The 25,981-nt window shown below is 71.9% G+C and carries 17 protein-coding genes; 2 read left to right on the plus strand and 15 right to left on the minus strand.

What is annotated here, in order from left to right:
• Window positions 1-3: 3 nt before the first annotated feature.
• From J2S43_RS03605 to J2S43_RS03645, 9 genes are all read right to left on the minus strand, one after another.
• Complete coding sequence (locus tag J2S43_RS03605) at window positions 4-444, minus strand: cytidine/deoxycytidylate deaminase family protein (RefSeq protein WP_306827114.1); 441 nt, start codon at window positions 442-444, stop codon at window positions 4-6.
• Window positions 441-1,199 carry an amidohydrolase family protein gene (locus J2S43_RS03610; RefSeq protein WP_306827115.1) on the minus strand — a complete coding sequence of 253 codons (759 nt, stop codon included), beginning with the start codon at window positions 1,197-1,199 and terminating at the stop codon, window positions 441-443. Before J2S43_RS03610 ends, J2S43_RS03605 begins: the two co-directional genes overlap by 4 nt.
• A complete protein-coding gene (locus tag J2S43_RS03615) occupies window positions 1,196-2,194 on the minus strand; it encodes an ABC transporter ATP-binding protein (RefSeq protein ID WP_306827116.1) in 999 nt (332 codons plus the stop codon). Before J2S43_RS03615 ends, J2S43_RS03610 begins: the two co-directional genes overlap by 4 nt.
• Window positions 2,191-3,213, minus strand: coding sequence for an ABC transporter ATP-binding protein (locus tag J2S43_RS03620; RefSeq protein ID WP_306827117.1), 1,023 nt, complete (start codon window positions 3,211-3,213; stop codon window positions 2,191-2,193). The genes J2S43_RS03615 and J2S43_RS03620 overlap by 4 nt, the downstream gene beginning before the upstream one ends.
• A complete protein-coding gene (locus tag J2S43_RS03625; protein WP_306827118.1) occupies window positions 3,210-3,887 on the minus strand; it encodes an alpha/beta hydrolase in 678 nt (225 codons plus the stop codon). Before J2S43_RS03625 ends, J2S43_RS03620 begins: the two co-directional genes overlap by 4 nt.
• Window positions 3,888-3,890: 3 nt before the next feature.
• Window positions 3,891-4,964, minus strand: coding sequence for an ABC transporter permease (locus J2S43_RS03630; protein WP_306827119.1), 1,074 nt, complete (start codon window positions 4,962-4,964; stop codon window positions 3,891-3,893).
• The gene (locus tag J2S43_RS03635) at window positions 4,961-5,836 is read right to left on the minus strand and encodes an ABC transporter permease (RefSeq protein WP_306827120.1); all 876 of its coding nucleotides are present in this window, start codon (window positions 5,834-5,836) and stop codon (window positions 4,961-4,963) included. The genes J2S43_RS03630 and J2S43_RS03635 overlap by 4 nt, the downstream gene beginning before the upstream one ends.
• Window positions 5,829-7,442: an ABC transporter substrate-binding protein gene (locus tag J2S43_RS03640; RefSeq protein ID WP_306827121.1), complete on the minus strand. Its 1,614-nt coding sequence runs from the start codon at window positions 7,440-7,442 to the stop codon at window positions 5,829-5,831. Before J2S43_RS03640 ends, J2S43_RS03635 begins: the two co-directional genes overlap by 8 nt.
• Window positions 7,443-7,597: 155 nt before the next feature.
• Window positions 7,598-9,535, minus strand: coding sequence for a primary-amine oxidase (locus J2S43_RS03645; protein WP_306827122.1), 1,938 nt, complete (start codon window positions 9,533-9,535; stop codon window positions 7,598-7,600).
• Window positions 9,536-9,723: 188 nt separating this feature from the next.
• Here J2S43_RS03645 and J2S43_RS03650 point away from each other — a divergent pair, with 188 nt between their 5' ends.
• Window positions 9,724-10,404 carry a GntR family transcriptional regulator gene (locus J2S43_RS03650; protein WP_306827123.1) on the plus strand — a complete coding sequence of 227 codons (681 nt, stop codon included), beginning with the start codon at window positions 9,724-9,726 and terminating at the stop codon, window positions 10,402-10,404.
• A 53-nt stretch (window positions 10,405-10,457) separates the two neighbouring features.
• Here J2S43_RS03650 and solA read toward each other — a convergent pair whose 3' ends face one another.
• The 5 genes from solA to J2S43_RS03675 form a co-directional block, all read right to left on the minus strand.
• The gene (solA, locus tag J2S43_RS03655) at window positions 10,458-12,758 is read right to left on the minus strand and encodes an N-methyl-L-tryptophan oxidase (protein WP_306827124.1); all 2,301 of its coding nucleotides are present in this window, start codon (window positions 12,756-12,758) and stop codon (window positions 10,458-10,460) included.
• A gap of 334 nt (window positions 12,759-13,092) precedes the next feature.
• Window positions 13,093-14,526 (minus strand): aldehyde dehydrogenase family protein, encoded by a 1,434-nt coding sequence (locus J2S43_RS03660; protein WP_306827125.1) that lies wholly within the window; start codon window positions 14,524-14,526, stop codon window positions 13,093-13,095.
• Between the two features lie 9 nt (window positions 14,527-14,535).
• Window positions 14,536-16,050 (minus strand): glutamine synthetase family protein, encoded by a 1,515-nt coding sequence (locus J2S43_RS03665; RefSeq protein ID WP_306827126.1) that lies wholly within the window; start codon window positions 16,048-16,050, stop codon window positions 14,536-14,538.
• Window positions 16,043-17,374, minus strand: coding sequence for an aromatic ring-hydroxylating oxygenase subunit alpha (locus J2S43_RS03670; protein ID WP_306827127.1), 1,332 nt, complete (start codon window positions 17,372-17,374; stop codon window positions 16,043-16,045). Before J2S43_RS03670 ends, J2S43_RS03665 begins: the two co-directional genes overlap by 8 nt.
• A 113-nt stretch (window positions 17,375-17,487) precedes the next feature.
• On the minus strand, window positions 17,488-18,243 hold the full coding sequence (locus J2S43_RS03675) for an SDR family NAD(P)-dependent oxidoreductase (RefSeq protein WP_306827128.1): 756 nt from the start codon (window positions 18,241-18,243) through the stop codon (window positions 17,488-17,490).
• 85 nt (window positions 18,244-18,328) lie between these two features.
• Here J2S43_RS03675 and J2S43_RS03680 point away from each other — a divergent pair, with 85 nt between their 5' ends.
• Window positions 18,329-20,083 (plus strand): PucR family transcriptional regulator, encoded by a 1,755-nt coding sequence (locus tag J2S43_RS03680; protein WP_306827129.1) that lies wholly within the window; start codon window positions 18,329-18,331, stop codon window positions 20,081-20,083.
• A 233-nt stretch (window positions 20,084-20,316) separates the two neighbouring features.
• On the opposite strand, the gene J2S43_RS03685 is transcribed toward J2S43_RS03680, so the two are convergent.
• Window positions 20,317-25,746 carry an ATP-binding protein gene (locus J2S43_RS03685; protein ID WP_306827130.1) on the minus strand — a complete coding sequence of 1,810 codons (5,430 nt, stop codon included), beginning with the start codon at window positions 25,744-25,746 and terminating at the stop codon, window positions 20,317-20,319.
• Between the last annotated feature and the right edge of the window lie 235 nt (window positions 25,747-25,981).

Here is a 25,981-nt window from a genome sequence, read left to right on the forward strand (position 1 = left end):
TCTTCACCACTTCCGTCGTGACTTCTCTGGCAACAGGTCCTGCGCGCGGAACGAGACGATCTCGTCCGAGGAAGGCGAGGTCAGCCAGACGATCGCGTCCGGCGCGTAGTCGCTGATCAGTTCGCGGCACACGCCGCACGGCGCGATGATCCGGAACCGGTCCGCCGGCTTGATCTGCACGGAGACCACGGCCTCCACGTCGGTCAGTGCGGCACCGGCCGTGCGCGCGGCGCCGAGCGCGATGCCCTCCGCGCAGATCGAGCTGCGCCGGCAGGACCCCTCCAGGTGCACGCCCGTGAAGACGTCGCCGGAGGCCGTCCGCAGCGCGGTCGCGACCTCGTGCCGCCCGTCCACCCAGACGCGTCCCAGCAGCTCCTGCGCGGTGGTAAGCAGAGCGGCGTCCGGAGCTGACATCGCCGGGGGCGGCGTGACCGGGGTGATCACAGGCCGAGGATCTTCGCCATGTTGCCGCCCTCGACCTTCGCGCGGTCCGCCTCGTCCGGGATGGCCTTGGCGATCTTCATGCGCTCCAGGTCGAAGTCGGAGCCGGGCCACTCGCTGCCGAACAGGATCTGGTCCGGGCCGAGCCGGGCGTAGGCGCGCCTGACGTCCGCGATCAGCGTCGCCGAGGTCTCCAGGTAGATGTGCGGGTTGCGTTCGGCCACGATGATCGCCTCGGGCACGTTCCAGACCGCGCCCATGTGCGCGATGATCGTCGGCACGGTCGGGTGGCCCTTGGCGACCTCCTCGATCGCCAGCGGTGAGCAGAACGCGTCGTCCAACGCGTTGATCAGGATCGGCATGCCCAGCTCGGCGCACCGCTCGAACACCGGGTCCAGCAGACCGTGGTCCGCGACGTGATATCCGTGCAGCGACGGGTGCAGCTTCAGGCCGGAGGTGCCGAGATCCCGCATCCGGGTGATCTCGTCGAGCGCGCCGTCCGCCTGCGGCATCACCTGGCCGAAGCCGATGAACCGGTCCGGGTACGCCTTGACCAGCCCGGCGATGAAGTCGTTCTCGATCCGCTGGGCGAGCGAGCAGACCATGGCCATGTCCACGCCGGCCGCGTCCATCCGGTCCAGGATGCGCCGCGGGTCGAACGGCGTGTACGGCGGCGGCGCCTGCCCGGGACGCGCGCCGGTCAGGTAGTCGGAGCGGCCACGGACGTCCTGCGTGGTGTTGTACGCATCGATGATCATGAGGTGGAACCTTTCGTTACCCCTGCGGTGGACAGGGAGACGAGCGGAAGGTGACAGCGGACCTGCCGCCCGGGCGCGACCTCGCGCAGCTCGGGGGCCTCGGCCCGGCAACGGTCGATCGCGTACCGGCAGCGGGTGTGGAACGTGCACCCGGGCGGCGGTGAAGCCGGGTCGGGCAGCTCGCCCGCCAGCTCGATGCGCTCGCGGCCGGCCGGCCCCAGCGACGGCACCGAGGACAGCAGCGCCTCGCCGTAGGGATGCGCCGGCCCGGCGAAGAAGTCGTCCCGGGACGCGATCTCGATGATCTGCCCGAGGTACATGACCGCGATCCGGTCCGCGATGTGCCGGACCACGCCCAGGTCGTGCGAGATGAACAGCATGGTCAGGCCGCGCTCCCGGATCAGGTCGGTGAGCAGGTTGATCACCTGGGCCTGGATGGAGACGTCCAGCGCGGAGACCGGCTCGTCCGCGACCACGAACCGCGGCGACGGCGCCAGCGCGCGGGCGATACCGATCCGCTGCCGCTGCCCGCCGGAGAACTCGTGCGGCCGCCGCGCACCCGCCTCCTTCCCGAGCCCGACCTGCTCCAGCAGTGCGTCCACGGCCTGCCGGGCGGACGCGCGGTCCATGCCGCGGGCCCGCAGCATCGGCTCGGCCACGATGTCCGCGACGGTCCGGCGCGGGTTCAGCGACCCGAACGGGTCCTGGAAGACCATTTGCAGATCCGCGCGGGTACGCCGGAACACCGTGCCCCGCAGCCGCGTGATGTCCAGCCCCAGGTAGTCGATCGAGCCTGCGGTCGGCTCGGTGATCCGCAGCATGGCCCGGCCCAGCGTGGACTTGCCGCAGCCGGACTCGCCGACCAGCCCGAGCGTCTCGCCCTCGTAGATTTCCAGGTCCACGTCCCGGACCGCGCGTACCCTGCGCCCGGCCGAGCCGTTGAACTCGACGCGGAGCTTGGACAACTCCAGCAGTGGCGTGGGTTTCGGCGTCACGGCGTCACCCCCTCGGGGTCGGAGCCGGCTCGGGCCCGCACCCGGGCCGGCTCGTCCAGCAGGCAGCGGTCCAGGTGGCCGGGCTCGCCGTACCGCTGCAGCAGTCGTGGCATGTGATCTGTGCATCCCTCCGAAGCGAACGCGCATCGGGGCGTGAACGCGCAGCCGGGCGGACGGGTGACGCCGGTGAGCGGGCTGCCCGCGATCGCCGGGAGTCGCTCGGCGTGCGGCCCGTCGACGCGGGGGACGGAGCCGAGCAGCGCCATCGTGTACGGATGCTGCGGGTTGTCCAGCACCTCGTCCCGGGTGCCCTGCTCGATCACCCGGCCCGCGTACATCACCGCGACCCGGTCCGCGACCTCCGCGACCACGCCCAGGTCGTGCGTGATCAGCACGATCGAGGTGCCGTGCTCGGCCTGGAGGCGCTTGAGCAGCTTGAGCACCTGCGCCTGGATGGTCACGTCGAGCGCGGTGGTCGGCTCGTCCGCGATCAGCACGGCCGGGTCGTTCGCCAGCCCGATCGCGATCATGACTCGCTGCCGCATGCCGCCGGAGAGCTGGTGCGGGTAGGCGCGCGCGGCCTGCGCCGGGTTCGCGATGCCGACCTCGCCGAGCAGCTCCTCCGCGCGCTTCCAGGCGTCCCGGCGCGAGATCCTCCGGTGCGTGCGGATCATCTCGGCGACCTGGTCACCGACCTTCTGCGTCGGGTTGAGCGCGGCGAGCGCGTCCTGGAACACCACGGAGACGTCCCTGCCGCGGACGCCGCGCAGCTCCTTCTCGGAGAGCGCGACCAGGTTGCGGCCGCCGAAGTCCACCTCGCCGCTGATGTGCGTGGTAGGGCCGCGGTTCAGGCCGACCAGGCTCATCGACAGCGCGGACTTGCCGGAGCCGGACTCGCCGACCAGCGCCAGCAGCTCGCCCGCGTGGAGGTCGAGGTCGATGCCGGCCACGGCGGGCAGCCGCCCGGCCGGCACGTCGAACTCCACCCGCAGGTCGCGGATCGCAAGGAGCGCGCTCACAGCGTCGCCAGCGCCTTCTGGATCAACGCGACCACGTCGTGCGGGCGCACCCGGGGCGTGAAGTGGCTGCCCGGCACCTCGCTGGTGATCGCCTTCGCGCGCGCGGCCATGTCCCGCTGGATCACGGTGCTCAGCGTCCGGTCCTGCGCCGCGACCAGGTACCAGGCCGGCTTCGTGCGCCACGCCGGCGTACCCGTGGGCTGGGTGAAGATCTTGTTGTCGCTCTGCCGGGACTCGTTGTCCCAGACGGCGCGCTGCGCGACCGGCACGTCCCAGCCGATCTCGGCCCAGTACTCGTCGGTGTGCTCGGACTTCCACTCGCCGTTCGGGCCGCGCCGCATGTACTTGGAGACCTCGGCCGGGGGGTAGCGCTCCACGATCCCGTTCACGGTCTCGCCTTCGTCCGGCGCGAACGCGGCCACGTAGACCAGCCCCTTCACCACCGGCGACCGGCCCACGTTGGTGATCACCGCGCCGCCGTAGGAGTGCCCGACCAGCAGCACCGGCCCGCCCACGCCCTCGGTCACGGAGAGCGTGTGCGCCACGTCGTCGTCCAGGGACGTCATCGGGTTGGTGATCAGGGTGAGTTCCAGGCCGGCGGCGGTCAGCAGCGGCGTGACCTCGGACCAGGTGGTCGGGGTCCCGCCGGCGCCGTGAACGAGGACGATGTGCATGTGTCAGGCCTTCCGGAGCCGGGGGTCGAGTGCGAGGTAGAGCAGGTCCACGACGACGTTGACCAGCGTGAACAGCAGGGCGATGGCGAGCGCGGCGCCCTGCACGATCGGGTAGTCGCGCTGCAGGATGCCGTTGACCAGCAGGTTTCCGACGCCGGGGTACGAGAACACGGTCTCGGTGATCACCGAGCCGCCGAGCAGCGAGCCGAACTGCAGGCCGAGCACGGTGACGATCGGCAGCGACGCGTTCCGCAGCACGTGCCGGCGCATGACGGCGGCGCCGGACAGGCCCTTCATCCGCGCGGTCCGCACGAAGTCGTCGCCGAGCACCTCCAGCACGGACGCGCGCACGATCCGGGTGATGAACCCGGCCATCGACAGCGCGAGCGTGGTGGCCGGCAGGATCAGGTGCCGGATCCACGGCCAGATCAGCTCCGGCCGGTCCTGGAGGATCGCGTCCAGCAGCACGAAGTTCGTGAACGGGTCGTAGTCGAGCGCGTTCGGCAGCCGGCCGATGACCGGCAGCCAGCGCAGCCACACGCCGAAGACGACGATGGAGAGCACGCCGAGCGCGAACCAGGGCAGCGAGAAGCTGACCGTGCCGATCGCGCGCGTGGTGGTGTCGATCCAGGTGTCCTTGCGCAGCGCCGCGAGCACGCCGGTGACCATGCCGATCAGCACCGCGATCAGCATCGCGGCGACGGTCAGTTCGATCGTGGCCGGCAGCGAGTCGCCGAGCAGACTACGCACGTCGTTGCCGCCGAAGAACGAGCTGCCCAGGTCGAGCGTGAGCACGTCGCCGAGGAACGTCGTGTACTGGTCGGCCAGCGAGTCGTTCAGGCCCAGCGCCTCGTTGATCCGCTGCTCGCTCGCCGCGATCTCCTCGGCCGAGGACTGGCTGGCCGCGCCGCCACCGACCGCGAGAGACGTGGCCGGCGAGCCGGGCAGCATGCGCATCGCGATGAACACCATGGTGGCCAGCACCAGCATGACCAGGGGCACCGCGGAGAGCCTTTTCAGGACCAGCCAGGGGGTACGGAGGCGGGCCGGCACCCGTACCGCGGAAAGGGTTTTCATCGTGACCCCGCTGTGCCGGAGGCCCTGGGATCGAGGGCGTCCCGCAGGTCGTCGCCGACGAAGTTGCAGGCCACCACGAAGATCAGCGTTGCCGCCGCCGGCAGCACCACGAGGCGCGGCGCGGTGTAGAGGAACTCCTGGCCGGCCTGCACCATGTATCCCCAGTCCGGAGTCGGGGGCTGGATGCCCAGCCCGAGGTAGGAGAGGCCGGCGGCGAACCCGGCCGCGACGGAGAGCGTCATGACCACCTGGGCGAGCATCGGCCCGGCGATGTTCGGCAGGATCTCCTGCACGAGGAGTCGCGGGCCGCGGGTGCCGCCGAGCTTGGCCGCGAGCACGTAGTCACGGCGGGCCTCGCGGGCGGCCAGCGCGCGGGCGAGCCGGGCCAGGCCGGGCGCGAGCGCGAGCGCGATGCCGGCCACCATGCTGCCCACGCCGGGCCGCCAGGCGGAGACGATCAGGATGATCAGCAGCATCGACGGGAACGCCAGCGCCAGATCCATGCACCGCATCAGGACCCACTCGATCCACCCGCCGGCGTAGCCCGCGATCAGCCCGATGCCGATGCCCAGCAGCGCGGCGAGTCCAGTGGAGAGGAACGCGACCATCAGCAGCGGCTGCGCGCCGTGGATCATCCGGGCCAGCTCGTCGCGGCCCAGGTCGTCCGTGCCGAGGAGGTGCCCGGGCGCGCCCATCGGCAGCAGCGTGTCGTTGGTCCCGCGGGCCGGGTCCGCGCCGACCAGCAGCGGGCCGACCGCGGCGACGATGACGAACAACGCCACGATCACCCAGGAGCCGGCGGCGAGCGGGCCGCGCCCGAGCCTCCGCGCCTTCACCGAGGCGCGGAGGCGGGCCGTGGCAGTACTAGACACTCGCGTTTTCCATGTAGCAGCGGTGGCTGCCGAGGGCCTTCCAGTTCATGCCCTCGACGCTCTTGCCGCTGACCACCGGGTTCGCGCCGGTGACCAGCATGGAGAGCGTCATGTACTTTTCGGCCCACTCGCGCTGGATCTCGGTGTAGCGGGCCTTGCGCGCGGCGACGTCCGCGATGTTCTTCGCCTCGAACAGCTTGTCCGCGTATTCGGCGGACCCGTCCAGCGTCTTGAAGCCGGAGATGAAGTCGCCGTAGACGCCGGACGGCCGGGCCAGCGAGCCGATCATGTCGTCCGCGTCCGGGTAGTAGCCGTTCCGCTCCCAGATCATGATGTCGTGGAACCGGTCGGCCGGGTCGAGCAGCCGGTTGAAGTACGCGGCCGGGTCGACCGAGTCGCTCTCCACCTTCAGCCCGATGTCCGCCAGGTTCTGCGCGATGATCTGCGCGGCCTTCGGGTGCCAGCTGTCGCTCGCGGCCATCAGGCGCACGGTCCGTCCGGTGGCGCCGGCCGCCGCGATCAGCCGCTTCGCCTCCTCGATGTTCGTGGCGCTGAGGTCGGCGAGGCTCGGGTCGTACGCGTCCTGGCTCGGTGGGATCGTGTAGCCGTCCGGCAGCACGGCCGCGCCGAAGAACGCCTGCGCGATCAGCGCCTGCCGGTCGACCGCCAGGTTGATCGCCTGGCGCACCTCCAGCTCCGGGATGCGGCGGACGTCCATCATCATGAACGCGTCGAAGCTCTTCGGCGTGTCGTAGACGGTGACGCTCGCGTCGCCGCGCAGTTGCTCCAGCGCGGAGTACGGCGTGAACTGCGTCGCGCCGATGTCGCCGGAGAGCAGCGAGCTGACGATCGTGGACGGGTCGGTGACCTGCTGCATCACCAGCCGGTCGATCGGTGCCTTCCCCTTGTACCAGCCGTCGAACGCCTCCAGCGTGACGTTCTGGCCGGCCGTCGCGGAGACGAACCTGAACGGGCCGGTGCCGACCAGGTTCTTGCCGATGTCCTTGCCGTGCTCGTCCAGCGCGGCCTTGGAGATGATCCGCGCGCCGATGTCGGAGAGCCGGCCGAGCAGCGTGCGGTCCGGCTTCTTCAGCACGATGACGACGGTGCTCGCGTCCGGGCCGGTCAGCGACGCGACGTTGGTGCCGAGGCTGTTCAGCGGCCGGGACGCGCCCTCCGGCAGCGTGGGGTCGTCCTTGTTGAACTGCCGGTTCAGGCTGGCCAGCACGTCCGCGGAGGTGAGCGGGTTGCCGTCGTGGAACGTGATGCCCTGGCGCAGCGTGAACGTGTACGTCAGCGCGTCCTCGGAGACCGTCCAGCTCTCCGCCATGTCCGGCTTCGGCTCGGTGGTCTCGTAGTCGATGAAGGTGAGTCCGCGACAGACGCAGTCGACGACCATCCAGTCGCCGAGCGTGGTGTAGAACGCCGGGTCGTTGACCGCGCTGGTGCCGTCGATCGCCAGCGTCAGCGTGCCGCCGGTCTTGCCGCCGCTCTCACCCTCCTCGGAGGCGATACCGCAGGCCGCGAGCAGGCTGGTGAAACCGGCGCCCATGCCGAGGATGGCGGCGCCGCGCAGTAGGGTGCGCCGGGAGACTGTGTCAGTCATGTGGGGAACTCCTTGGCCTACCGAGGGGTGGTATCAAAGTCTGACTATTTGGGATTTCATTCCGCTGGGATTGGATCCAATCGTGGGGCCCGACCGCTGCGGTGGCGTATCGGCTCTGTGAACAAGATGTGTCGCCGACGCAGGCGACGCATCCGCTATGAGCAGCAGGAATCCGGGTCGGATGCCCGCGCCGCCGCCGGGTCCGGGATGTCGAGCGCCGGGTTCCGGTCGAAGAAGCCGTCCGGTGCCAGCGTCAGGTGGATGGCCTCCACCGGCATCACCGGCCACTGTTCCGGCCGCGGCAGGTGGTGCGTGCCGAGCACCGGCCAGAGCACCAGCGGCACGCCGTCGATCGAGCGCTCCTGCCGCTGCCAGACGTGCACGCCGTCGTCGCCCGGCACCGCGTGGTTCGGATACCGGCCGCCGATGAAGTTCTCGTCCTCCGCGTACGGCGTGGCCCACAGGTGCTGGTGGATGAACGGCGCGCGGGTCGCCATCACCGAGTCCGGCAGGCCGAAGCTGCGCGTGGTGTCCGGTATCCGCAGCTGGTACGCGGTCGGCTCGCCGTACCGGTTGGTCTTCTCGGCGCTCTCGATCCGCCAGTGCCGCGCGGTCGCCGGGTCGTTGCGCTGGGCGGTCTCCACGGTCAGCGGCTCGCGCACGAAGCGGACCGCGTTGCCGTACGGATTGAGCCGCGGGTCCGGCTCCGCCTCCGCGTGCACCTCGGCCAGCCGATTCAGCTCGCCGTCGACCGCGGTGTCCAGCCGGATGCCGAAGTAGTGCTGGTGGATCGGGGCCTGGACCAGCTCCGCGACCTTCCGGCCGTACGGCACCTCGTCGCCTGCGTTGATCCCGGAGGCGGAGAGGATGCCGGTCAGCTTCACCTCCAGCTCGATCCGGCCGTCCTGGTAGAGCGACCAGTAGAAGCCGTAGTCGTAGTTCGCCACGGTCTGGAAGTTCGAGATGATCAGGCGGCGGGAGCGGCGGACCTCGCTGACGCCGCGGCGCAGATCGTTGTGCTTCCAGAGGATGCTGTCGTCCTCCTCGTGCATGCAGATCGCGTTCTCGATCGTCACCGGGTCGCCGTAGCCGCCGAGGTGGACGCCGTCGAAGTAGTGGATGACGCCGAGGCAGTCGCAGCCGAGCGCGAGCGAGTTGGTCAGCGGGCCGGCGCCGTACTCGCCCCAGTCGAAGAAGTTCTTGCGGTACTGCGTGGAGTTCGAGTCGAGGTACGGCACGTACATCTCGTTGCAGGCCGCGCGCCTGAGCACGGACCGGCCGAGGAACTCCAGGTCGTAGAGGACCAGGCCCTCACGGTGGGTGAAGCCGACCCGGAACGTCCAGCCCTGCCACTCGACCTTCCAGCCGTCGACGTCGAAGCTGGGGCCGTCGGGTTGCGCGACCTCCAGGGTCTTCAGGCCGGGACGGTCGGCGCCGAAGCCGCCGGTGGTGAGCGGGCCGGCCTCCGCGGAGACCGGGATGATCCCGTGGTCCTCGACCTCCAGGACCTCCATGGTGTGCATGTCGATGATCGGCACCACGCCCTGGACCGGCCGGGCGTAACCGTTGTCGTCCTCGGTCGTGCGGTGCCAGACCGTACCCCAGGTGACTCTTCTGCCTTTGTATCTCTCCGGCTCGAAGCCGCCCATCGACTCCGCGTCGATCATGCAGAGCGAGACGTCGTGGATGCCGCGGCGCGCCATGACCTCCTGGAAGAGCGGGCTCTCCCGGCAGGCTCTCGCGGCGGCGCGGGCCTCGTCCGAGGTGATGCCGGGGCGGCGCGGGTCGACCGGGCGCCAGTCGATCGTCTCTGCTGAATCGTGGTCGAGCAGGACGTCGATCTCCCATGCGCCCTCGCCGTCGACTCGCATGCCGACCAGGCCGATCTTCACGCCGGCGGCCTCGCCCGTGATCACCCGGCGGGCGTGCGCCTCGTCGAGCGTGGCGCCCCAGAAGCGGGCGGGGTCGCCGAGCCGGCCGTCCGCGCGGGCGGCGGCCACGGCGCGGGTGATCTCGTCCGCGGTGGGCGGATCGAGCGGGTGGGAGCGAGCGGTCCGTCCGCCGTCATCGGCGGAGGTGTGGCAGGCGCTCATCGGCGGCTCCTGTCTGTGCGCTGTCGTGTGGTGACCATACGAGAATTTGGGATACGAGGATAGGGTTCTTGGATCCAAAGTTGCGGTGGACCGCATCCAGTCGTGCACCGGGCTTGCTATGGTGAGCTGCCGCCCCGGCCCTCACCCCCGCAAGCGACCCGAGGCTTCCGCCTCCCGAAGAGGCCACAATGGACGATTCCTCCAGCAGTACCGCTCTCGTCGACGAGACCGCCGCCGCGATCCGCGCGCGGATCATGTCCGGCGAGATCCCGATCGGCGCGCAACTGCGGCAGGCCGAGCTGGCCAAGACGCTCGGCGTCAGCCGCACGCCGGTCCGCGAGGCGCTGCGCCAGCTGCAGACCGGCGGCCTGATCGAGGTCGTGCCGAACCGCGGCGCGGTCGTCCGCGTGCCGGCCCCGTGGGAGGTCCGCGAGGCATACGAGGTCCGGGCCGAGCTGGAGGGTCTGGCCTGCGAGCGCGCCGTGCGGCGGCTGACCCGGGACTCGCTGAAGGAGCTGCGCGACACGAACGAGCTGCTCCGGCCGGGCGACGCGCCGCCGAACCCGGCCTCGCACGCGGCGAACGACCGGTTCCACACGCTCATCCACCAGATCGCCGGCAACGAGCGGCTCGCCAAGGTGATCAAGGAGATAAACGAGGCGTTCCCGCGCAACGTCTCCGCGCTGGTGCTGCAGGAGCACCCGCGCCACCGGGACGACAACTTCGCCGAGCACGAGCGCATCCTGGCCGCGCTGGCCGAGGACGACGCCGAGACCGCGCGCCGCGAGATGCTCGCGCACGTGCTCAGCGCGGGCGAGCAGCTCGCCCGCTGGTACGAGCGCCGCTCCGCCACCGTCTTCAAGGGCTGACCGGCACCCGCGCCACCGCGCCGGGCGCGTGGCCGGGTCCGTGCACTCGTCGCTCACGTGGCCCCGCCGAGTGCGCCCGGCGCCAGGAAGTCCAGCTCCGGGCGTTGCTTGCCGAGCGCCAGATCCGCCAGTGCCGCGCCGAGAGCCGGCCCGAACTTGAAGCCGTGCCCGGAGCACGCCGCCGCCACCAGCACCTGCGGCGTGGCCGGTAGCGACCCCACCGCGAACCGGTTGCGCGGTGCCATCGTGTAGCGGCATGACACCGAGTCGACCACGTCCCCGTCGGCCGCGGGCAGGAATCGGCGGGCAAGCGCCAGCAGCTCAGCGGCCTCCGCGGCGGTCACCGGCGTCTGCGGCCGGGCCGGGTCGTCGTCCGGCCCGTGATCCAGCCCGATCTTCATCGCGTCGCCGCCGAACGCGGGCAGCCCGTAGAGCAGTCCCACGCCCGGCACCTCGATCGAGAACGGACCCAGCGCGGGCGCGGACACCGCCGGCACGTCCGAGGCGCCGACGTGGATGTTGACGATCCGGACCACGCGCAGCAGCTCCGCGAGCGAGGGGACCAGCGAGCCGGTCCACGGTCCGGCCGCGATCACCAGCCGGTCCGCGCGCAGCACCCCGTCGCCGGTGCGCACCGCGACGCCGTCACCGTCCGGCTCCCACCCGAGCACGGTCACGCCGGTCCGCCGGTCGGCGCCCGCGGCCACGCTCAGCGACCGCAGCGACCGCATGGTGGCCGCCGCGTTCAGCACGCCCGCGGCCGGGTCGTGCACCGCGGTGAACTCGGCGCCGAGCCGCAGCCCCGGGAAGATCTCCGCGGCCCGCGCCGCGTCCACCGTCTCGCAGCCGGGTCCGCGCAGGCCGGGCGTGCCGTCCGCGGCCGGGCGCGCGTAGAGCCCGCCGGTCGTGGTCAGCAGCGTCTCGCCGGCCGCCTCGGACAGCTCCGACCAGGCGAGATAGGCGCGGTCGACCAGGTCGTCCCAGATCGGATTCGGGTAGGCGCGCCTGATCATCCGGATGTGCCCGTGCGACGAGCCCTCGTGATGCCCGTCCGCGAACCGGTCCAGCTGGATCACGTTCACGCCACGCCGGGCGAGGTTCCAGGTGGTCGCGCTGCCGTGCACGCCCGCGCCCACCACGATCACATCGGCACGTCCCCGTGCGGGGAGCAAAGCGGGCACAGATTTCCCCAATGCAGCCGTCAAAGCCGAAATATCGGATTCGTCGTTATAGACGTGCACGGATGCGCGCACGACCGACTCCAGGCCGCGGCGCCCGAGGTCCCACTGCCCGTGGTGGTCCGGTATCGAGGTCACGTGGACGCCGGCGGTGCGCAGCCGCCGTACCGTGTCCGCGGGTTTCTCGCCCTTCACCACGAAGGTCACGATCGCGCCGCCGGCCGCGGCCGGATCCGTCAGCGTCACGCCCGGCATCGTGGCCAGCGCGTCCCGCAGGCGGCCGGCCAGCCCGGACGTGTACGAGTGGATCGCGTCCACGCCCAGGTCCAGCGCCTCGCGCAGCGCGGTCCCGAAGCCGAGCCGCAGCGCGTGCGCGGTCTCCCAGGTCTCGAAGCGCCGCGCGCCGTCCTTCACCTCGTAGCCGTCCGCGCTGCTCCAGACCGCGCCGCGCACGTCCGGACGGGCCGGGCGCAGCAGCTCGCGGATGCGCGGCGACGCGTAGAGCAGCCCGGTGCCGCGCGGCCCGCGCAGGAACTTCCGTCCGGTGCCGACCGCGAGATCCACGCCGAGCGCGGCCAGGTCGACCGGGAGCTGCCCGAGCGACTGCACCGCGTCCAGCAGCAGCGGCACGCCTGCCGCGTTCGCCAGCGCCGCCACCTCCGCGACCGGCTCGACCAGCCCGGACGACGTCGGCACGTGCGCGATCGTGACCAGCCGGGCCGGCGTGCGCAGCGCCTTGTCCAGCGCCTCCAGGTCGACCGTGCCGTCCGGCGCGCAGGGCAGCACCTGGACGATCACGCCGTGCGTCTCGCGCAGCCGGAACAGGTGGATCGCGGAGCTGACGTAGCTCGACGCGGACGCCAGGATCCGGTCCCCCGGCACGAACGGGATCGCGTCCATCGCGGCGTGCCACGCCACGGTCGCGCTCTCGGTCAGCGCGATGTCCTCCGCCGCGCCACCGACCAGCCGGGCCGCGAGCGCGTAGACCTCCTCGTGCCGCTCCCGCGCGACCTCCGCCGCCTCGTACCCGCCGATCGTCGCCTCGAGCCGCAGGTGAGCGACCACGGTCTCCAGCACGGCCGCACTCGGCAGCGCCGACCCGGCCGCATTGAAATGCCGCGCATGCCGCATCCCCGGCGTCGCATCCCGCAGCGCAACCGGATCAAACCCCGTCACGGCACTTCCCTGGATGTCAAAACATTCACATTGGATCCAATCAAGATCAAAGCCGTGAGTGGGTACGCATGAGGAGCGCATCGCCCCGGCCACCCGGACCTCACGGGCGACCCGCCCGCACCGGCCCGTGAGTTCCTGTTGCAGTTTCTCCGGTCCACCCACCACCCGGACCGCCCACGTGAGATGCGGGCGACCAGAGACGGCGGGCGATCTTCAGACACGTTCTTCGTCCGGAGGTCGTCTGTCGTCGCCGGGAGTGGCGTCGAGCCCGGAGGAGCGGAGCGACGACCAGAAGCAGAGAGCGACGACCAGAAGCAGAGCGCGACCACCGGAATCACAGAGCGATGACGATGCCCTTGGATTCGCAGAAGGCGTGCAGGGCCTCGTCGCCGAGGTCGCGGCCCATCCCGGAGTCGCCGACGCCGCCGAAGGACAGCGCCGGGTCGAAGATGTTGTAGGTGTTCACCCAGACCGTGCCCGCGTGAAGCCGGGCCGCCATCCGGTGCGCGCGCGACAGGTCCCGCGTCCAGACGCCGGCCGCGAGGCCGTACCCGGTGTCATTCGCGATGGCGAGCGCCTCCTCCTCGTCCTCGAACGCGATCACACCGGCGACCGGCCCGAAGATCTCCTCGCGCGCGATCGTCATGTCGTTGGTGACGCCGGTGAACAGCGTCGGCTCGACGAAGTAGCCCGGCCGGTCCGGCACGCCGCCGCCGGCGACCACGGTGGCACCCTCGGCGCGGCCCTTCTCGATGTAGGCGAGCACGATCTGCCGCTGCTCCTCGGAGACCAGCGGCCCGACCGAGATCCCGCCGTCCAGGCCGTTGCCGACCGGCACCTTCAGCGTCGCGGCCGTGAGCCGGGAGGTCATCTCGTCCAGGATCGAGCGCTGCACCAGCAGCCGGCTGCCGGCCGTGCACATCTGGCCGGAGTGCCCGAACGACGCGCGCATCGCGGTCGTCGTGGCCGCGTCCAGGTCCGCGTCCGCGAACACGATGTTCGGGCTCTTGCCGCCCAGCTCCAGCGTGAGCCGCTTGGTGGTGGCCGCGGCCGAGACCATCACCCGCTGGCCCACCTCGGTCGAGCCGGTGAACGACACCTTCGCCACGCCCGGGTGTGCGACCAGCGCGGCACCGGTGCGGCCGTCACCGGTCAGCACGTTCAGCACGCCCGCGGGCAGACCCGCCCGCTCGCAGAGCGCGGCCAGCCGGAGCATGGTCAGCGGCGTCTGCTCGGCCGGCTTGACCACCACGGTGCAGCCGGCGGCGAGCGCCGGGGCCAGCTTGTGCGCGGCCGTCATGATCGGGAAGTTCCACGGCAGGATCAGCGCGGCCACGCCGACCGGCTCGCGCACGGTGTAGACGTGGTGCGCGCCGCCGTCGATCGGCACGACCGTGCCGGTGAGCCGGCCGGGCGCGCCCGCGAAGTGCCGGAAGTCCCTGGCGGAGAACGCGGTGTCGGCCCGGGAGCGCTCGATCGGCTTGCCGTTGTCCCGGGTCTCCAGGACGGCCAGCTCCTCCAGGTTCTCCTCGATCAGGTCCGCGATCCGGCTCAGGATCCGGGTCCGCTCGATCGGCGGGAGCCCGGACCAGCGGCGGTCCGCATGCGCCCGCGCAGCAGCGGAGACGGCCGCGTTCACGTCGTCGTCCGTGGCCTGGGCGACGCGGGCCAGCACGTCGCCGTTGCTCGGGTCGGTCACCGGGAACGTCTCCCGCTCGCCCGGGGAGATCCACTCGCCGTCGATCAGGAAGGGTTCGAGTTCGCGCATGACGTCCTCTCAGAACAGGTCGAAGTATTCGCGCTGCTCCCAGTCGGAGACGTGCGCCAGGTAGCGGGCGAACTCGTCACGCTTGAGCTTGGCGTACCAGTCGATCGTGCGGGCCCCGAACGCGTCGGCGAAGACGAGATCCGCCTCCAGCGCGTCCACGGCCGCGCCGAGCGACCGCGGCAGCCGGACCGCGTCCGCGGCGTAGGGGTTCTCGGTCGGCGGCCCCGGGTCGGTCGCGTGCTTCAGCCCGTCCAGACCGCTGACCACCTGCGAGGCGATGTAGAGGTACGGGTTGGCCGCGGGCTCGCCGGACCGGTTCTCCAGGCGTGCGCCCGAGTCGGTGCCGCCGCCCACCACGCGGACCATCGCGCCCTTGTTGTCCGCGCCCCACAGCACCCGGTCCGGCGCGAGCGAGAACGGCAGGTAGCGCTTGTAGCCGTTCACGGTCGGCGTGGTGAACGCGGCCGCGGCCGGTGCGTGCGCGAGCAGCCCGCCCAGCCAGTGCCGGGCCGTGCTGGACATCAGCGTCTCGTCCGGCCCGGGGTCGAACGCGGTCCGCCCGGTCGCGCGCTCGCGCAACGACTGGTGCAGGTGCCAGCCGGTGGACGCGGTCGCGGTGCCGGCCGGGCGGGACATGAACGTGGCGTGGTAGCCGGCCCGCCGGCAGATCTGCCGGATCGCGCTGCGCGCCAGCACCACCTGGTCGGCCGCGTCCCGCGCGCTGCCGGCCTGCATGGTGATCTCCAGCTGGCTCGGGCCGAACTCCAGCTCGATCGAGCGCAGCGGCAGGTCCAGCGTGGTCAGGCCGCGTTGCAGCAGCTGGACGACGTCGTCGACGCGGTCCAGGCCCTCCTCGTGCAGCAGTTGCGCGCCGCCGCTGACCGGGCCGACCCGCGGCGGACGACCGGGCGCGCCCGGCCCGCCCACCCGGTCGGCGGCGAAGGCCGCCTCCTCGGCGCGGAACACGTGGAACTCCAGCTCGACGCCGACCGTCATGTCGTACCCGTGGTCGCCGAGCTTGTCGATCTGTTCGCGAAGCATCGAGCGGGTGCAGAACGGCACCGGGGAGCCGTCCGGGAAGCGCAGGTCGCAGAGGACCCAGCCGGTCTTCTCCGCCCAGGGCAGCACGCGGAACGTGGTCGGGTCCGGGACCAGCACCACGTCGCCGGCGCCGGCGAAGCCCGCCTGCGCGTCCGGCGTGAAGACCGGGAACGCGGACCGGCCGGACGAGTCCTTGAGCAGCAGCGAGCTGGGCGCGGTGAGGCCGGACCGGAGCGCGCTCGGGACGGCCGCGCGGGTCAGCGTCTTGCCGTGCAGCACGCCGTGCTGGTCCGCGAAGGAGAACCGGACCAGCTCCAGGCCCAGCTCGTCGATCACGCGGCGGAGCTGGCCGGCCGCCGCATGGTGTGCCTGCGTCCACAGACCGTGCCGATCGATGAAGCCGCCGCGGTCCGCGGCCAGCATCGGGCGCGCGTCCCAGCCGCCACCGCCCTCCGCGACCGGCCGCGCGTCCACGCTAGGCATCGGCGCGGTCCTTCCGCGGGGACGCCCACGGGGACGCCGCGCGGCGCTCGGCCTCGCGCTGCCGCCAGGTGTCCTCCCAGCCGTCGTTCGGCGCGATCGTGTCGACCGCGAGCGGGCCGGTCAGCTGTTGTGCGTCCGCGTCACCGGCCGGGCGGGCCGGGATCGTGCCGCCCTGCTCGAACGCGTCGATCGCGCGGAGCAGCATGCGGCGGTTCGCGGTGACCGCGCGGTCCGAGACACCGAGGCGCTCGGTGGTGCGGTCCTGGATCGCGCCCATGCTCTCCACCGCCCACTGGTCGTGGACGTTGATGTCCAACCCCATGCCGGTGTACGTGAGGTCGCGCTGCTCGCCCGGGTCGTACCCCCAGTTGTTGGTCCTGTTTCGCAGTGGCCGGTAGTCGGGGAGCGAGACCTCGGTGAGGCGCTGCTGGAGCAGGGTGTCCCGGTCGGTCCGCTCCGCGAAGTCGTACCAGATCATGTACCAGTAGTGGTGGTGGTCGTCGATCGGCACGTGCCACTGGATGAAGACCTTGCTGGTGCCGAACGGCACCACGAACGCGTTCGGGAACACCAGGTTGGTGATCCGGACGTGCTTGATGTCCTCCGTGAGCTGCCGCAACGCGTAGACGCGCAGGCCGTGCTCGGCCTCCTCGACCTCGATGTCCGGCCGGTAGGAGTCGCCGACCAGCTTCGACAGCTTCTGCCCGGTGCCCTCGACGATCTCGCTGAACTGCTGGCCGTACACCTCGCGCGGGTCCTCGTCGATGAACCGGTGCAGGAAGCTCACGTGGCTCGGGTCGATGCCGCCCTCCAGGCCCTGCAGCCAGTTGCACTCCCACAGGCCCTTGAACGCGAACGTGTACTCGTCCGGGGCCTGGAACGCGTCGTACCACGGGAACGGCGGCGGATCGCCCTCGCCGAGGTAGGCGAAGACGATGCCGTTCTTCTCCACGCACGGGTACGCCGGGATGCGGATCCGCTCGGCGAACCGGCTGTGCGCGGGCTCGGCCGGCTGCTCCTTGCACTGGCCGTCCGCGCCGTAGAGCCAGCCGTGGTAGAGGCAGCGCAGGCCGCCCTCCTCGTGCCGGGCGAAGGCGAGGTCCACGCCCCGGTGCGCGCAGAACCGGCCGACCAGGGCCCAGCTGTTGTCGGGCTTGCGGAACAGCACGAGGTCCTCGCCGAGCAGCCGGACCGGCTTGACCTGCCGGTCCGGCGTCATCTCGGAGACGAGTGCGGCCGGCTGCCAGTAGGCCCGCAGGAGTCTTCCGAGCGGGGTGCCGGGCCCGCTCCGGGTGACGCGTTCGTTGTCCTCGCGCTTGAGCACCGTGCGGGCCTCCCTCGACTTGGATCACTTACCTCTTGTTCGGCATCCGATGCCTTCAAGATTGGATCCAATCGTGCCACGCTTCGCGCCACCAGGGAAGATCGCCGCTGTTACTAGATGGTGACGCCGGTCAGCTTCGCGCAGACAGCGAGCAGTTCCTCCTGATTCCGGTGGTCGTGCTCGCGGTCGCCGGGCCGCCAGGCCCGCTCGGTGTCGTAGCTGGTCGCGCTCTTCTCCATGATCGCCAGCCGGGCCAGCCGCGCGCCGGCGTGCTCCGGCGTCAGCGGCGCGTCGTCACCGTTGCTGCGCGTCATCTGGGTGGACACCCAGCCCGGGTCGAACGCGATGCTCTCCGTCCCCTCCCAGTGCCGGCCGAACGCCAGCGCCAGCAGCACCAGGTGCAGCTTCGTGGAGCAGTACGCCTCCCGCGGCTGGTACGGCCGCCGCTCGTAGTTCGGGTCGTCCAGATCCAGCACGCCCGCGCCCGCCAGCGCGGACGAGGTGAAGATCAGCCGCTTCGGCCGGGGCAGCAGCGCGGTCAGCAGGTACGACGACAGCGTGTTGACCTGGAAGATCAGCTCGTTTCCGTCGTCGGTCACCCGGCGCTCCGGATTGACGAACGTGCCGAGACCCGCGTTCAGCACCACCGTGTCGAACGCGCCGAACTTCTCCGCCTGAAGCGCCAGCTCGTGCGTCCCGGCCAGCGTGGACAGGTCGCCGATCGCCACGCCGATCGCGCCCTTCGCCGCCGCCTCCGCCTGCCGCGCGCGCTCCTCGTTCCGTGCGTGCAGCACCACCTCGTGGCCCTGCGCGATCAACGCCACCGCCGCCGCCTGCCCGATCCCGGTCGACGATCCGGTTATCAGCACCCTGGCCATCCCTAGCCCTGCCTTTCCTGTGGTCAGCGTTCCTTGGGGGTCAGCGGGCAGACTCTAGCGGGATAGGCTCGCCCGCGTGTTCCCGACCGTGCGCGAGATCCTGGCCCTGGACTCGGTCCGGCACGGCCTGCCGAGCGTGCTCGCCGGCGCGGCTCTGCTGGACACCCCGGTCCGCTGGGTGCACGTCGCCGAGGTGCCGGACATCGCCACCCTGCTGCGCGGCGGCGAGCTGGTGCTCAGCACCGGCATCGGACTGCCGCCGTCCGACGACGCGCTGTGCGGCTTCGTCGCCGCGCTCGCCGAGGTCGGCGCCGCCGGCCTGGTCATCGAGCTGGGCCGCGGCCGGTTCGCGTCGTCCCTGCCCCGCGCCATGATCTCCGAGGCGGCCCGCCGGTCGCTGCCGCTGATCGAGCTGCGGCGCACGGTGCGATTCGTCCGGATCACCGAGGCGGTGCACGCGCTGATCGTCGACGCGCAGCTGACCGAGCTCCGCGCGACCGAGGAGATCCACCAGCGCTTCACCGAGTTGTCCGTCGAGGGCGCGGAGCCGTCCGAGGTGGTCCACCAGGCCGCGGTCCTGTCCGGCTGCCCGGTGGTCCTGGAGAACCTGTCCCGGCAGGTCCTCGCCTACGACCCGGCAGGGGAACGGCCCGAGCCGCTGCTCGACGACTGGGAGCAGCACTCCCGCCGGCTGCAGCTGCCGTCCCGCACGTTCCACGCCGCGGGCTGGCTGGTGACCACGGTCGGCGCCCGCGGCCAGGACTGGGGCCGCCTGCTGCTGCGCTGGCCCGGCCCCGCGACGCCGCCGTCCCGCCTCACCATCCTGCTCGAACGCGCGGCTTCCACGCTGGCGCTGGGCCGCCTGATCCGCCGCGACGCGGAGGGTCTGGAACGCCAGATCCACCGCACGCTGCTGACCGCGCTACTGGACCATTCCCGGCCGGTCGACGAGGTGGCGCTGCGCGCGAAGGCGCTGGGCGTGCCGCTGGAGCGACGCCATCTGATCGGGGTGGTGGTGCGGTTCCGATCCGCGCCACGTGACGCGCGTGATCCGCGTGATCCGGTCGACCCGGCCGATCTCGCCGACGACATCGCGGCCCGCCGGCGTGATCCTGCCGCTGGTAACCCGGTGGCAGCGCGTGATGTCGCCGCTGGTGGGTCCACGCCCCTGCGCGATCTCGCCGCTGACGGCCCGACACGTCTCCGCGATCTGGCCGAGGCGGTCAGCGCGGCGCTGCGCGACGCCGGGATCGAAGGGCTGACCAGCGCCGTCGACGACGCCACGGTCGGTGCGCTACTGGCCCTGCGGTCACCGGCCGACGAGGATCGCGCCCTGCTCCTCTTCGCCGCCGCGCTGCATCGCGCCCGCGGCACCGACCCGGGCGCGGTCATCGTCGCCGCCGGCACCGGCGCCCCCACGCTCCGCGAGGCCCGCCGTTCCCTGAGCGAGGCCCGCCAGGTCGCCGACGCCGCCCGGCACGACCGCCGCGACGTCCCCGTCTTCCGCCTGCCCGACGTCGGCCTGGCCGGCCTCCTCCACCTGCTGCGCGACGAGCCCCGCCTGCAGACCTTCGTCGAGCGCGAGCTGGGCCCGCTGCTGGCCCACGACGCGAGACACCCGCGCGAACAGCTGCTGGGCACGCTGCGCGCCTACCTCGACAACGGCCGCAACAAGTCGGCCGCGGCCGCGGCCACCCACCTGTCGCGTCCCGCCTTCTACGAACGCCTGACCCGCATCGCCCGCATCCTCAACACCGACCTCGACTCCGTCGACACCTGCCTCTCCCTCCACGTCGCACTCCTCGCCCTGACCGCCATCCGCGAACGCTGACCGCGCTGACCGCTGACCGTGCTGACCGTGCTGACCGCTGACCGTGCTGACCGCGCGGCCGGGCCGTCGGCCCGATGGCTGGCAGGCCGCGATCGCGGGTCCGCTCCAGGACCACCACCCGATCCCTGCTGTGCTGGAAGCCGGCCGAGCGGCCCCGCGCGGAGTCCATGGACAGCGAATACGGCCGGTGAGCGAGCCGGCTGGGCGGGGCCCGGAGGCCCCGCCCAGCGGACTCAGCTGTTCAGGCCCTTCTCGATCGCCGCGACGATCTGGGGGCGGAGTTCGGAGGCCTTGATGATGGCGTCGACGGAGCCGACCTCGACCGCGCGCTTGATGCTGTGGATGCCGTCGAACTCGGCGGCCACCTCGCCCAGCTTCTCGGCCCGCACGGAGGAGCGGATCTCGGCCAGCTCCGCGACCAGCGCGGCACGGGCCGCGCCGGAGGCGGAGGCGATGGCCGCGTCCAGCGACGTGACCCGCGGGTCCTTCGCGGTCCGCGCGTTCACCTCGCCCGCGAAGACCACGGCCGCGGCCGGCGCCCCGCCCAGCACCGAGGCGAACGAGCCCTCGACGGCCAGGGCCGTCATGTTCGGGTTGAGCGCCTTGGAGAAGACCACGAACGCGCCGCCGTGGTAGCGCGAGATCACACAGAACACGATCGGGCCGACGAAGTTGACGATCGCCCGGCCGATCTCGGCGCCGTACTCCAGCTGGAGACGCCGCATCGACTCCGGGGAGCCGTCGAAGCCGGACAGGTTCGCCAGCACCACCAGCGGACGGTTGCCGCTGGCCGCGTTGATGGCCCGGGCGGCCTTCGCGGCGGAGCGCGGGAAGAGCGTGCCGGCCGTGTACGTGTCCGGGCCGTCGGTGGGCGGGAAGCCGCGCCGCGGCACCGAGCGTGACTCGATGCCGAGCAGCGTGACCGGGATGCCGCCCAGGTGCACGTCCTGGACCACCGCGGTCTCCGCGTCGGCCATGCCGGCCCACCGCTCCAGCACCACGTGGTCCTGATCGGAGACCGCGCGCATCACCGTGCGGATGTCGAACGGCTTCTTCCGGTCCGGGTTGTGCGTGGCCGAGAAGATCTGCCCGACCGTGGTGAAGTCACTGTCCGGCGCCGAGTGCGGGAAGTCCGAGATGTCGCGCGAGACCGGATCCGACGTCACAGCCCGCCGCGGCCGGGTCTCGCCCGGCAGCACGTACGAGTGGTCGTAGTACGTCATCAGCAGGTCCCGCGCCGCCGTCAGGTCCGGCGCCCAGTACTGCGCCTGCCCGTTCGGCCCCATCACCCGGTCGTACCCGCCGATGCCGAAGTTGTCCTCGGCGGACACGCCGCCGGAGAAGTCCAGCGACTGCTTGCCGGTGAGCACCATCGCGGAGTCCGGCGTCATGATCAGCACGCCGCGCGTGTGCATGAGCATCGTGGCCTCGGCGTTCCAGTACGGCTGCGCGCCGACCGTGATGCCCGCGACCACGATGTTGATCTCGCCGCCGGCCTGGGTGAACTCGACGATCCGCTTGAGCGCGGCCGCGACCCAGTCCATGTTCTCCGTGCCGGACGTCATCGAGATGCGCGCGCCCGCGGACAGCGCGTACCACTCGACCGGCACGTTCAGCGAGGAAGCCAGGTCGAGCGCCGCGATCACCCGCGCGCACTCCGCCTCGGCCAGCGCCCCCAGCGCCTTGGTCGGGTCACCGAGCAGCACGACCCGCTTCACGCCCTCGGGGTACCGCGTGGTCGGCGTGCTGACCACCCCGACCACGATGCCCGCCCTGTTCTGCCCGCGGGGCCGGTCGACCGGCTCCAGCACCGAGCCGGCCAGGTCGTACTCCTCGAAGGACCCGAGAAGACCGGTCAGCTCGTACGGGTACGTCGTCCCCCGCCGCCGCGCCGAGATCACCTTGGAGCGGTAGTCGTCCAACGGCTCGATCGGCGCCGTGGACGGCGTCGTGAACGACACGTTCATGCCGGCCTCGAAGCCCAGGTTGACCGCGATCTCGACCAGCTCACCGGTGGCCGCGTCCCGCCGCCGGCCGATGAACTGCACCTCCTCCAGGCCCGCGCCGGCCGTGACCGGCAGCACCCGCTGCGCGACCGCGTTCAGCTCCTCCATCGACAGCTCGACCTGCGGCCACACGTACAGCGTGATCCGGTTGGTGTCGAACCGCTTCTTGACCGGGCGCTGCGCCTGCACCTTGCGGATCGCGTCCAGGCAGGCGTCGAGCGCGCCCTCGACCGCGGGCAGCGCCACGATCCGGCCGTCCGCGTCACGCAGCGGCGTCAGGTCGCGGATCTGCGCCATCGCGGCCAGCCGCTCGTCGGCCGGGTTCTCCGGCGCCACGCAGCGGAACAGGTAGACGTCCTCGTCCGCGGTGGGCAGCCGGGTCAGGTCGAAGTTCTGCCAGCGCGGCACCTGCAGCCGCTCCGCGATCAGCGGGTGCAGGCCGCGGATGACGCGCTCCTCGCCGAGACCGGGCCGGAACGTGAAGTGGTGGTGCACCGCGCCACCGCTGATCCCGGCCACCGAGAACGTGACCCGCTGCACCGAGTCGAGCAGGCCCGACTCCGCGAGCGCGGAGCCGAGCGCGGCCGCCATCTCGTCCGGCGACGGCTGCTCGTCACAGGTCAGGTAGACGTCCGCGACCGAGTCCGCGGAGACCAGGCCGGCCGCGGCGGCCAGCGCCGACGGCAGCGAGCCGAAGTCGGACGCGGTCGCGACCAGGCGGAACCGCTCGTCACCGCGCTGATATGCCGCGGTGAAGAAGCAGAGACCCGAGACCTCCACGGTACGGGTGTCCGACGCGCCCCGGTTGCCGTAATAGCGGCGGCTGAGCACCTCCAGCATCGGGCCGTGATCCACGCCGGGCCGGCCGATCCGCTGCCCGAGGATGCGAACCAGCGGCTCCGACGACGCGACCATCGCCAGGATCCGCTCGCCGCGGTCCGGAGCCTCCGGGTTCTGGTCGAGGAAGCGCAGGTGGTTGCGGACCTCCGCGTAGACCTCCGCGCGCCGGCGCCGCAGCATCGGCTGGGCGGCCCAGCGGAACACGATCGACCGGGCCAGGTCGCCGATCACCGGGAAGCGCAGCTGGGTGGCCGCGATCAGGTGCTCCAGCGCGCCGCTGACCAGCTCGCGCAGCCCGTCGCCGGGCAGCGGCTCGGCCAGCCAGCGCTGCAGGAACGTGACGATCACGGAGACGTCCGCGGACGCGCGCTGCTGGGCCAGGAAGATCCGGAAGACCGCCTCCTCCAGCTCCGGCGTGCGCTCGAAGTCGGTGACGCCGTAGTGCGCGAGCACCCGGGCGAGCCGGCCGCGGAACGTGTCGGACAGCCCGGCCCGGTCCACGTCCAGCGACTGCAGGTACGCGTGGAAGTACTCCCGGGAGCTGTGCACTCGGGTGTCCGCCGACGTCTCCTCGCCGGCCGGCCGGTTGCGGCTGAGCTCGGACAGGTCCGCGAAGACCTGCAACAGCCCGACCTCCTCCTCCAGCGGCCGGTGGCTCAGCTCGTCCCGCGCCGCGAGGTAGGACGCCAGCGCCCGCTTCTCGTCGAGCGGGTCCACGTCGTAGCCGAGCAGCAGGCTGCGCAGTTCCGCGATGCCGCGCGCGACGCGCTCCTCGGCCGCCAGCCCGTCCTGCGAGCCCGGCAGGTCCAGATCCACCGCCTCGGAGACCGCCTCGGCGGCAGCGGCGTCGCCGACCGGTTCCAGGCGCAGCATCGGCGCGCCCGTCTCGACCTGGCTGCCCACGGAGACCAGGCACTCGCGCAGCCTGGCCTTGAACGGCGCGCGCAGCACCGTCTCCATCTTCATGCTCTCCAGCACGAGCACCGGCGCGCCGGCCTCCACCTCGTCGCCGACCGCGAGCGGCGTGGCGACGACCAGCGCGGGCGCGGGCGAGCGGAGCACGCCGCCCTCGTCGCGGCTGACCCGGTGCGTGACGCCGTCCACCTCGACCAGATGCGTCGGGCCGTGCGTGGCCGTGACCAGCCGGAATCGCTCACCGTTGACCAGTATCCGGCCGGTGTGCTCGTCGAAGCGGTCCAGCTCCGCGTCGAGCACGGCCTCTTCACCGATGCCGACCCGGAACCGGCGCGGCCCGGTCTGCGCCACCGTCACCCGGTAGGTCGCGCCGCGCAGCTTGAGGTCGATCGGCCGGCCGCTCTTGTGCTGCACCTGTGGGCGCCCGCCGTGCGCGGTGGAGAGCAGCCGCTGCCGCTCGACCCGCGCCTCGTCCTCGTAGGCCTCGATCGCGGCCGCGGCCAGCGCGATGCCGGAGTGCTGCGTGGAGACCAGCCGGCCCTCCGCGCGCACCCGGTCGATCCAGCCGGTGTCGGCGCTGCCGTCGATCACCTCGGGCTGGTCCAGCAGGTCCAGGATGAAGCTCTTGTTGGTGGCGCCGCCCTCGATGATCACCATGGTCTCGGACACCGCGCGCCGCAGCCGGCCGAGCGCCTCGTCACGGGTCCGGCCGTACGCGATGATCTTCGCGATCATGGAGTCGAAGTCGGCCGGGATGACGTCGCCTTCGCTGACGCCGGTGTCCACCCGGATGCCCGGCCCGCTCGGCAGCGTGAGCCGGACGATCCGGCCCGGGGACGGCGCGAAATCGCGGTCCGGGTCCTCCGCGTTCAGCCGGGCCTCGACCGCGTGCCCGCCCTCGGACGGCATCAGCTCGCCCAGCCGCCCGCCGGACGCCACGTGGATCTGCGCCTTGACCAGGTCGAAGTCCGTGGTCATCTCGGTGATCGGATGCTCCACCTGGAGGCGCGTGTTGACCTCCAGGAACGCGAACAGCCGCTCGCCCGGGTGGTAGAGGAACTCGACCGTGCCCGCGCCCCTGTAATCCACCGCCAGAGCCAGCCGCTCGGCCGCCTCCTTCAGCTCGCGCGCCTGCGCACGGTCCAGCACCGGGGAGGCGGACTCCTCGATCACCTTCTGGTTGCGGCGCTGCACGGAGCAGTCGCGCACGCCGAGCGCCCACGCGCTGCCCTGGCCGTCCGCGATCACCTGCACCTCGACGTGCCGGGCGCCGGTGACCAGGCGCTCCAGGAACACGATGCCGCTGCCGAACGCGCGCGCGGCCTCCAGGCTGGTCCGCTCGTAGGCGTCGGTCAGCTCGTCGTCGCTGCGCACCACGCGGATGCCGCGCCCGCCACCGCCGGCGGTCGCCTTCAGCATCAGCGGGTAGCCGATCTCGGCCGCGGCCGCCTTCGCCGCCTCCAGGGTCTCCACCGCGCCGCGGCTCCACGGCGCGACCGGGACGCCGACCTCCTCGGCGATCAGCTTGGAGCCGATCTTGTCGCCGAGCTTGCGCATCGCGTCCGCGCTCGGGCCGATGAAGGTGACGCCGATCTTCTCGCACAGCTCGGCGAAGGCCGGGTCCTCGGCGACGAAGCCCCAGCCCACCCAGGCCGCGTCCGCGCCGGTCGCGACGAGCGCGCGCTCCAGCACCGCGTGGTCCAGGTACGGCCGGGCGGAGGCGGGCCCGAGGTTGTAGGCGCGGTCGGCCTCGCGGACGAAGGTGGCGCCGCGCTCACCGTCCGTGTAGAGCGCGACCGTCTCGATCGGCGATGTTCCCGTCTCGGCGTTCAGTTCGCGGACGGCGTGGATGAGCCGCATGGCGGCCTCTCCGCGGTTGACGATGGCGATGCGGTTGAACACCGACCGAGCCTCCCAAAGTGCGTACACAACGTTGCGGGGTCCTCGATCGGCCCCGTCAACAAGCTTCGTCGTTACCGGGCGGTATGGAACCGTTGGACCCGCCACTGGACGCGGTCCCAATTTGTCGGAACCCGACAACTCTACATGGAGAGAACCGACACCCCGGTGGCCCGGCGCTCCCGAGTAAGCGGTGCAAACCGGGTGCTAACGGGCTAGATCACACCCGAGACCGGCT

This window comes from Catenuloplanes nepalensis, from assembly GCF_030811575.1.
In the GTDB taxonomy this organism is placed as follows: Bacteria; Actinomycetota; Actinomycetes; order Mycobacteriales; family Micromonosporaceae; genus Catenuloplanes; species Catenuloplanes nepalensis.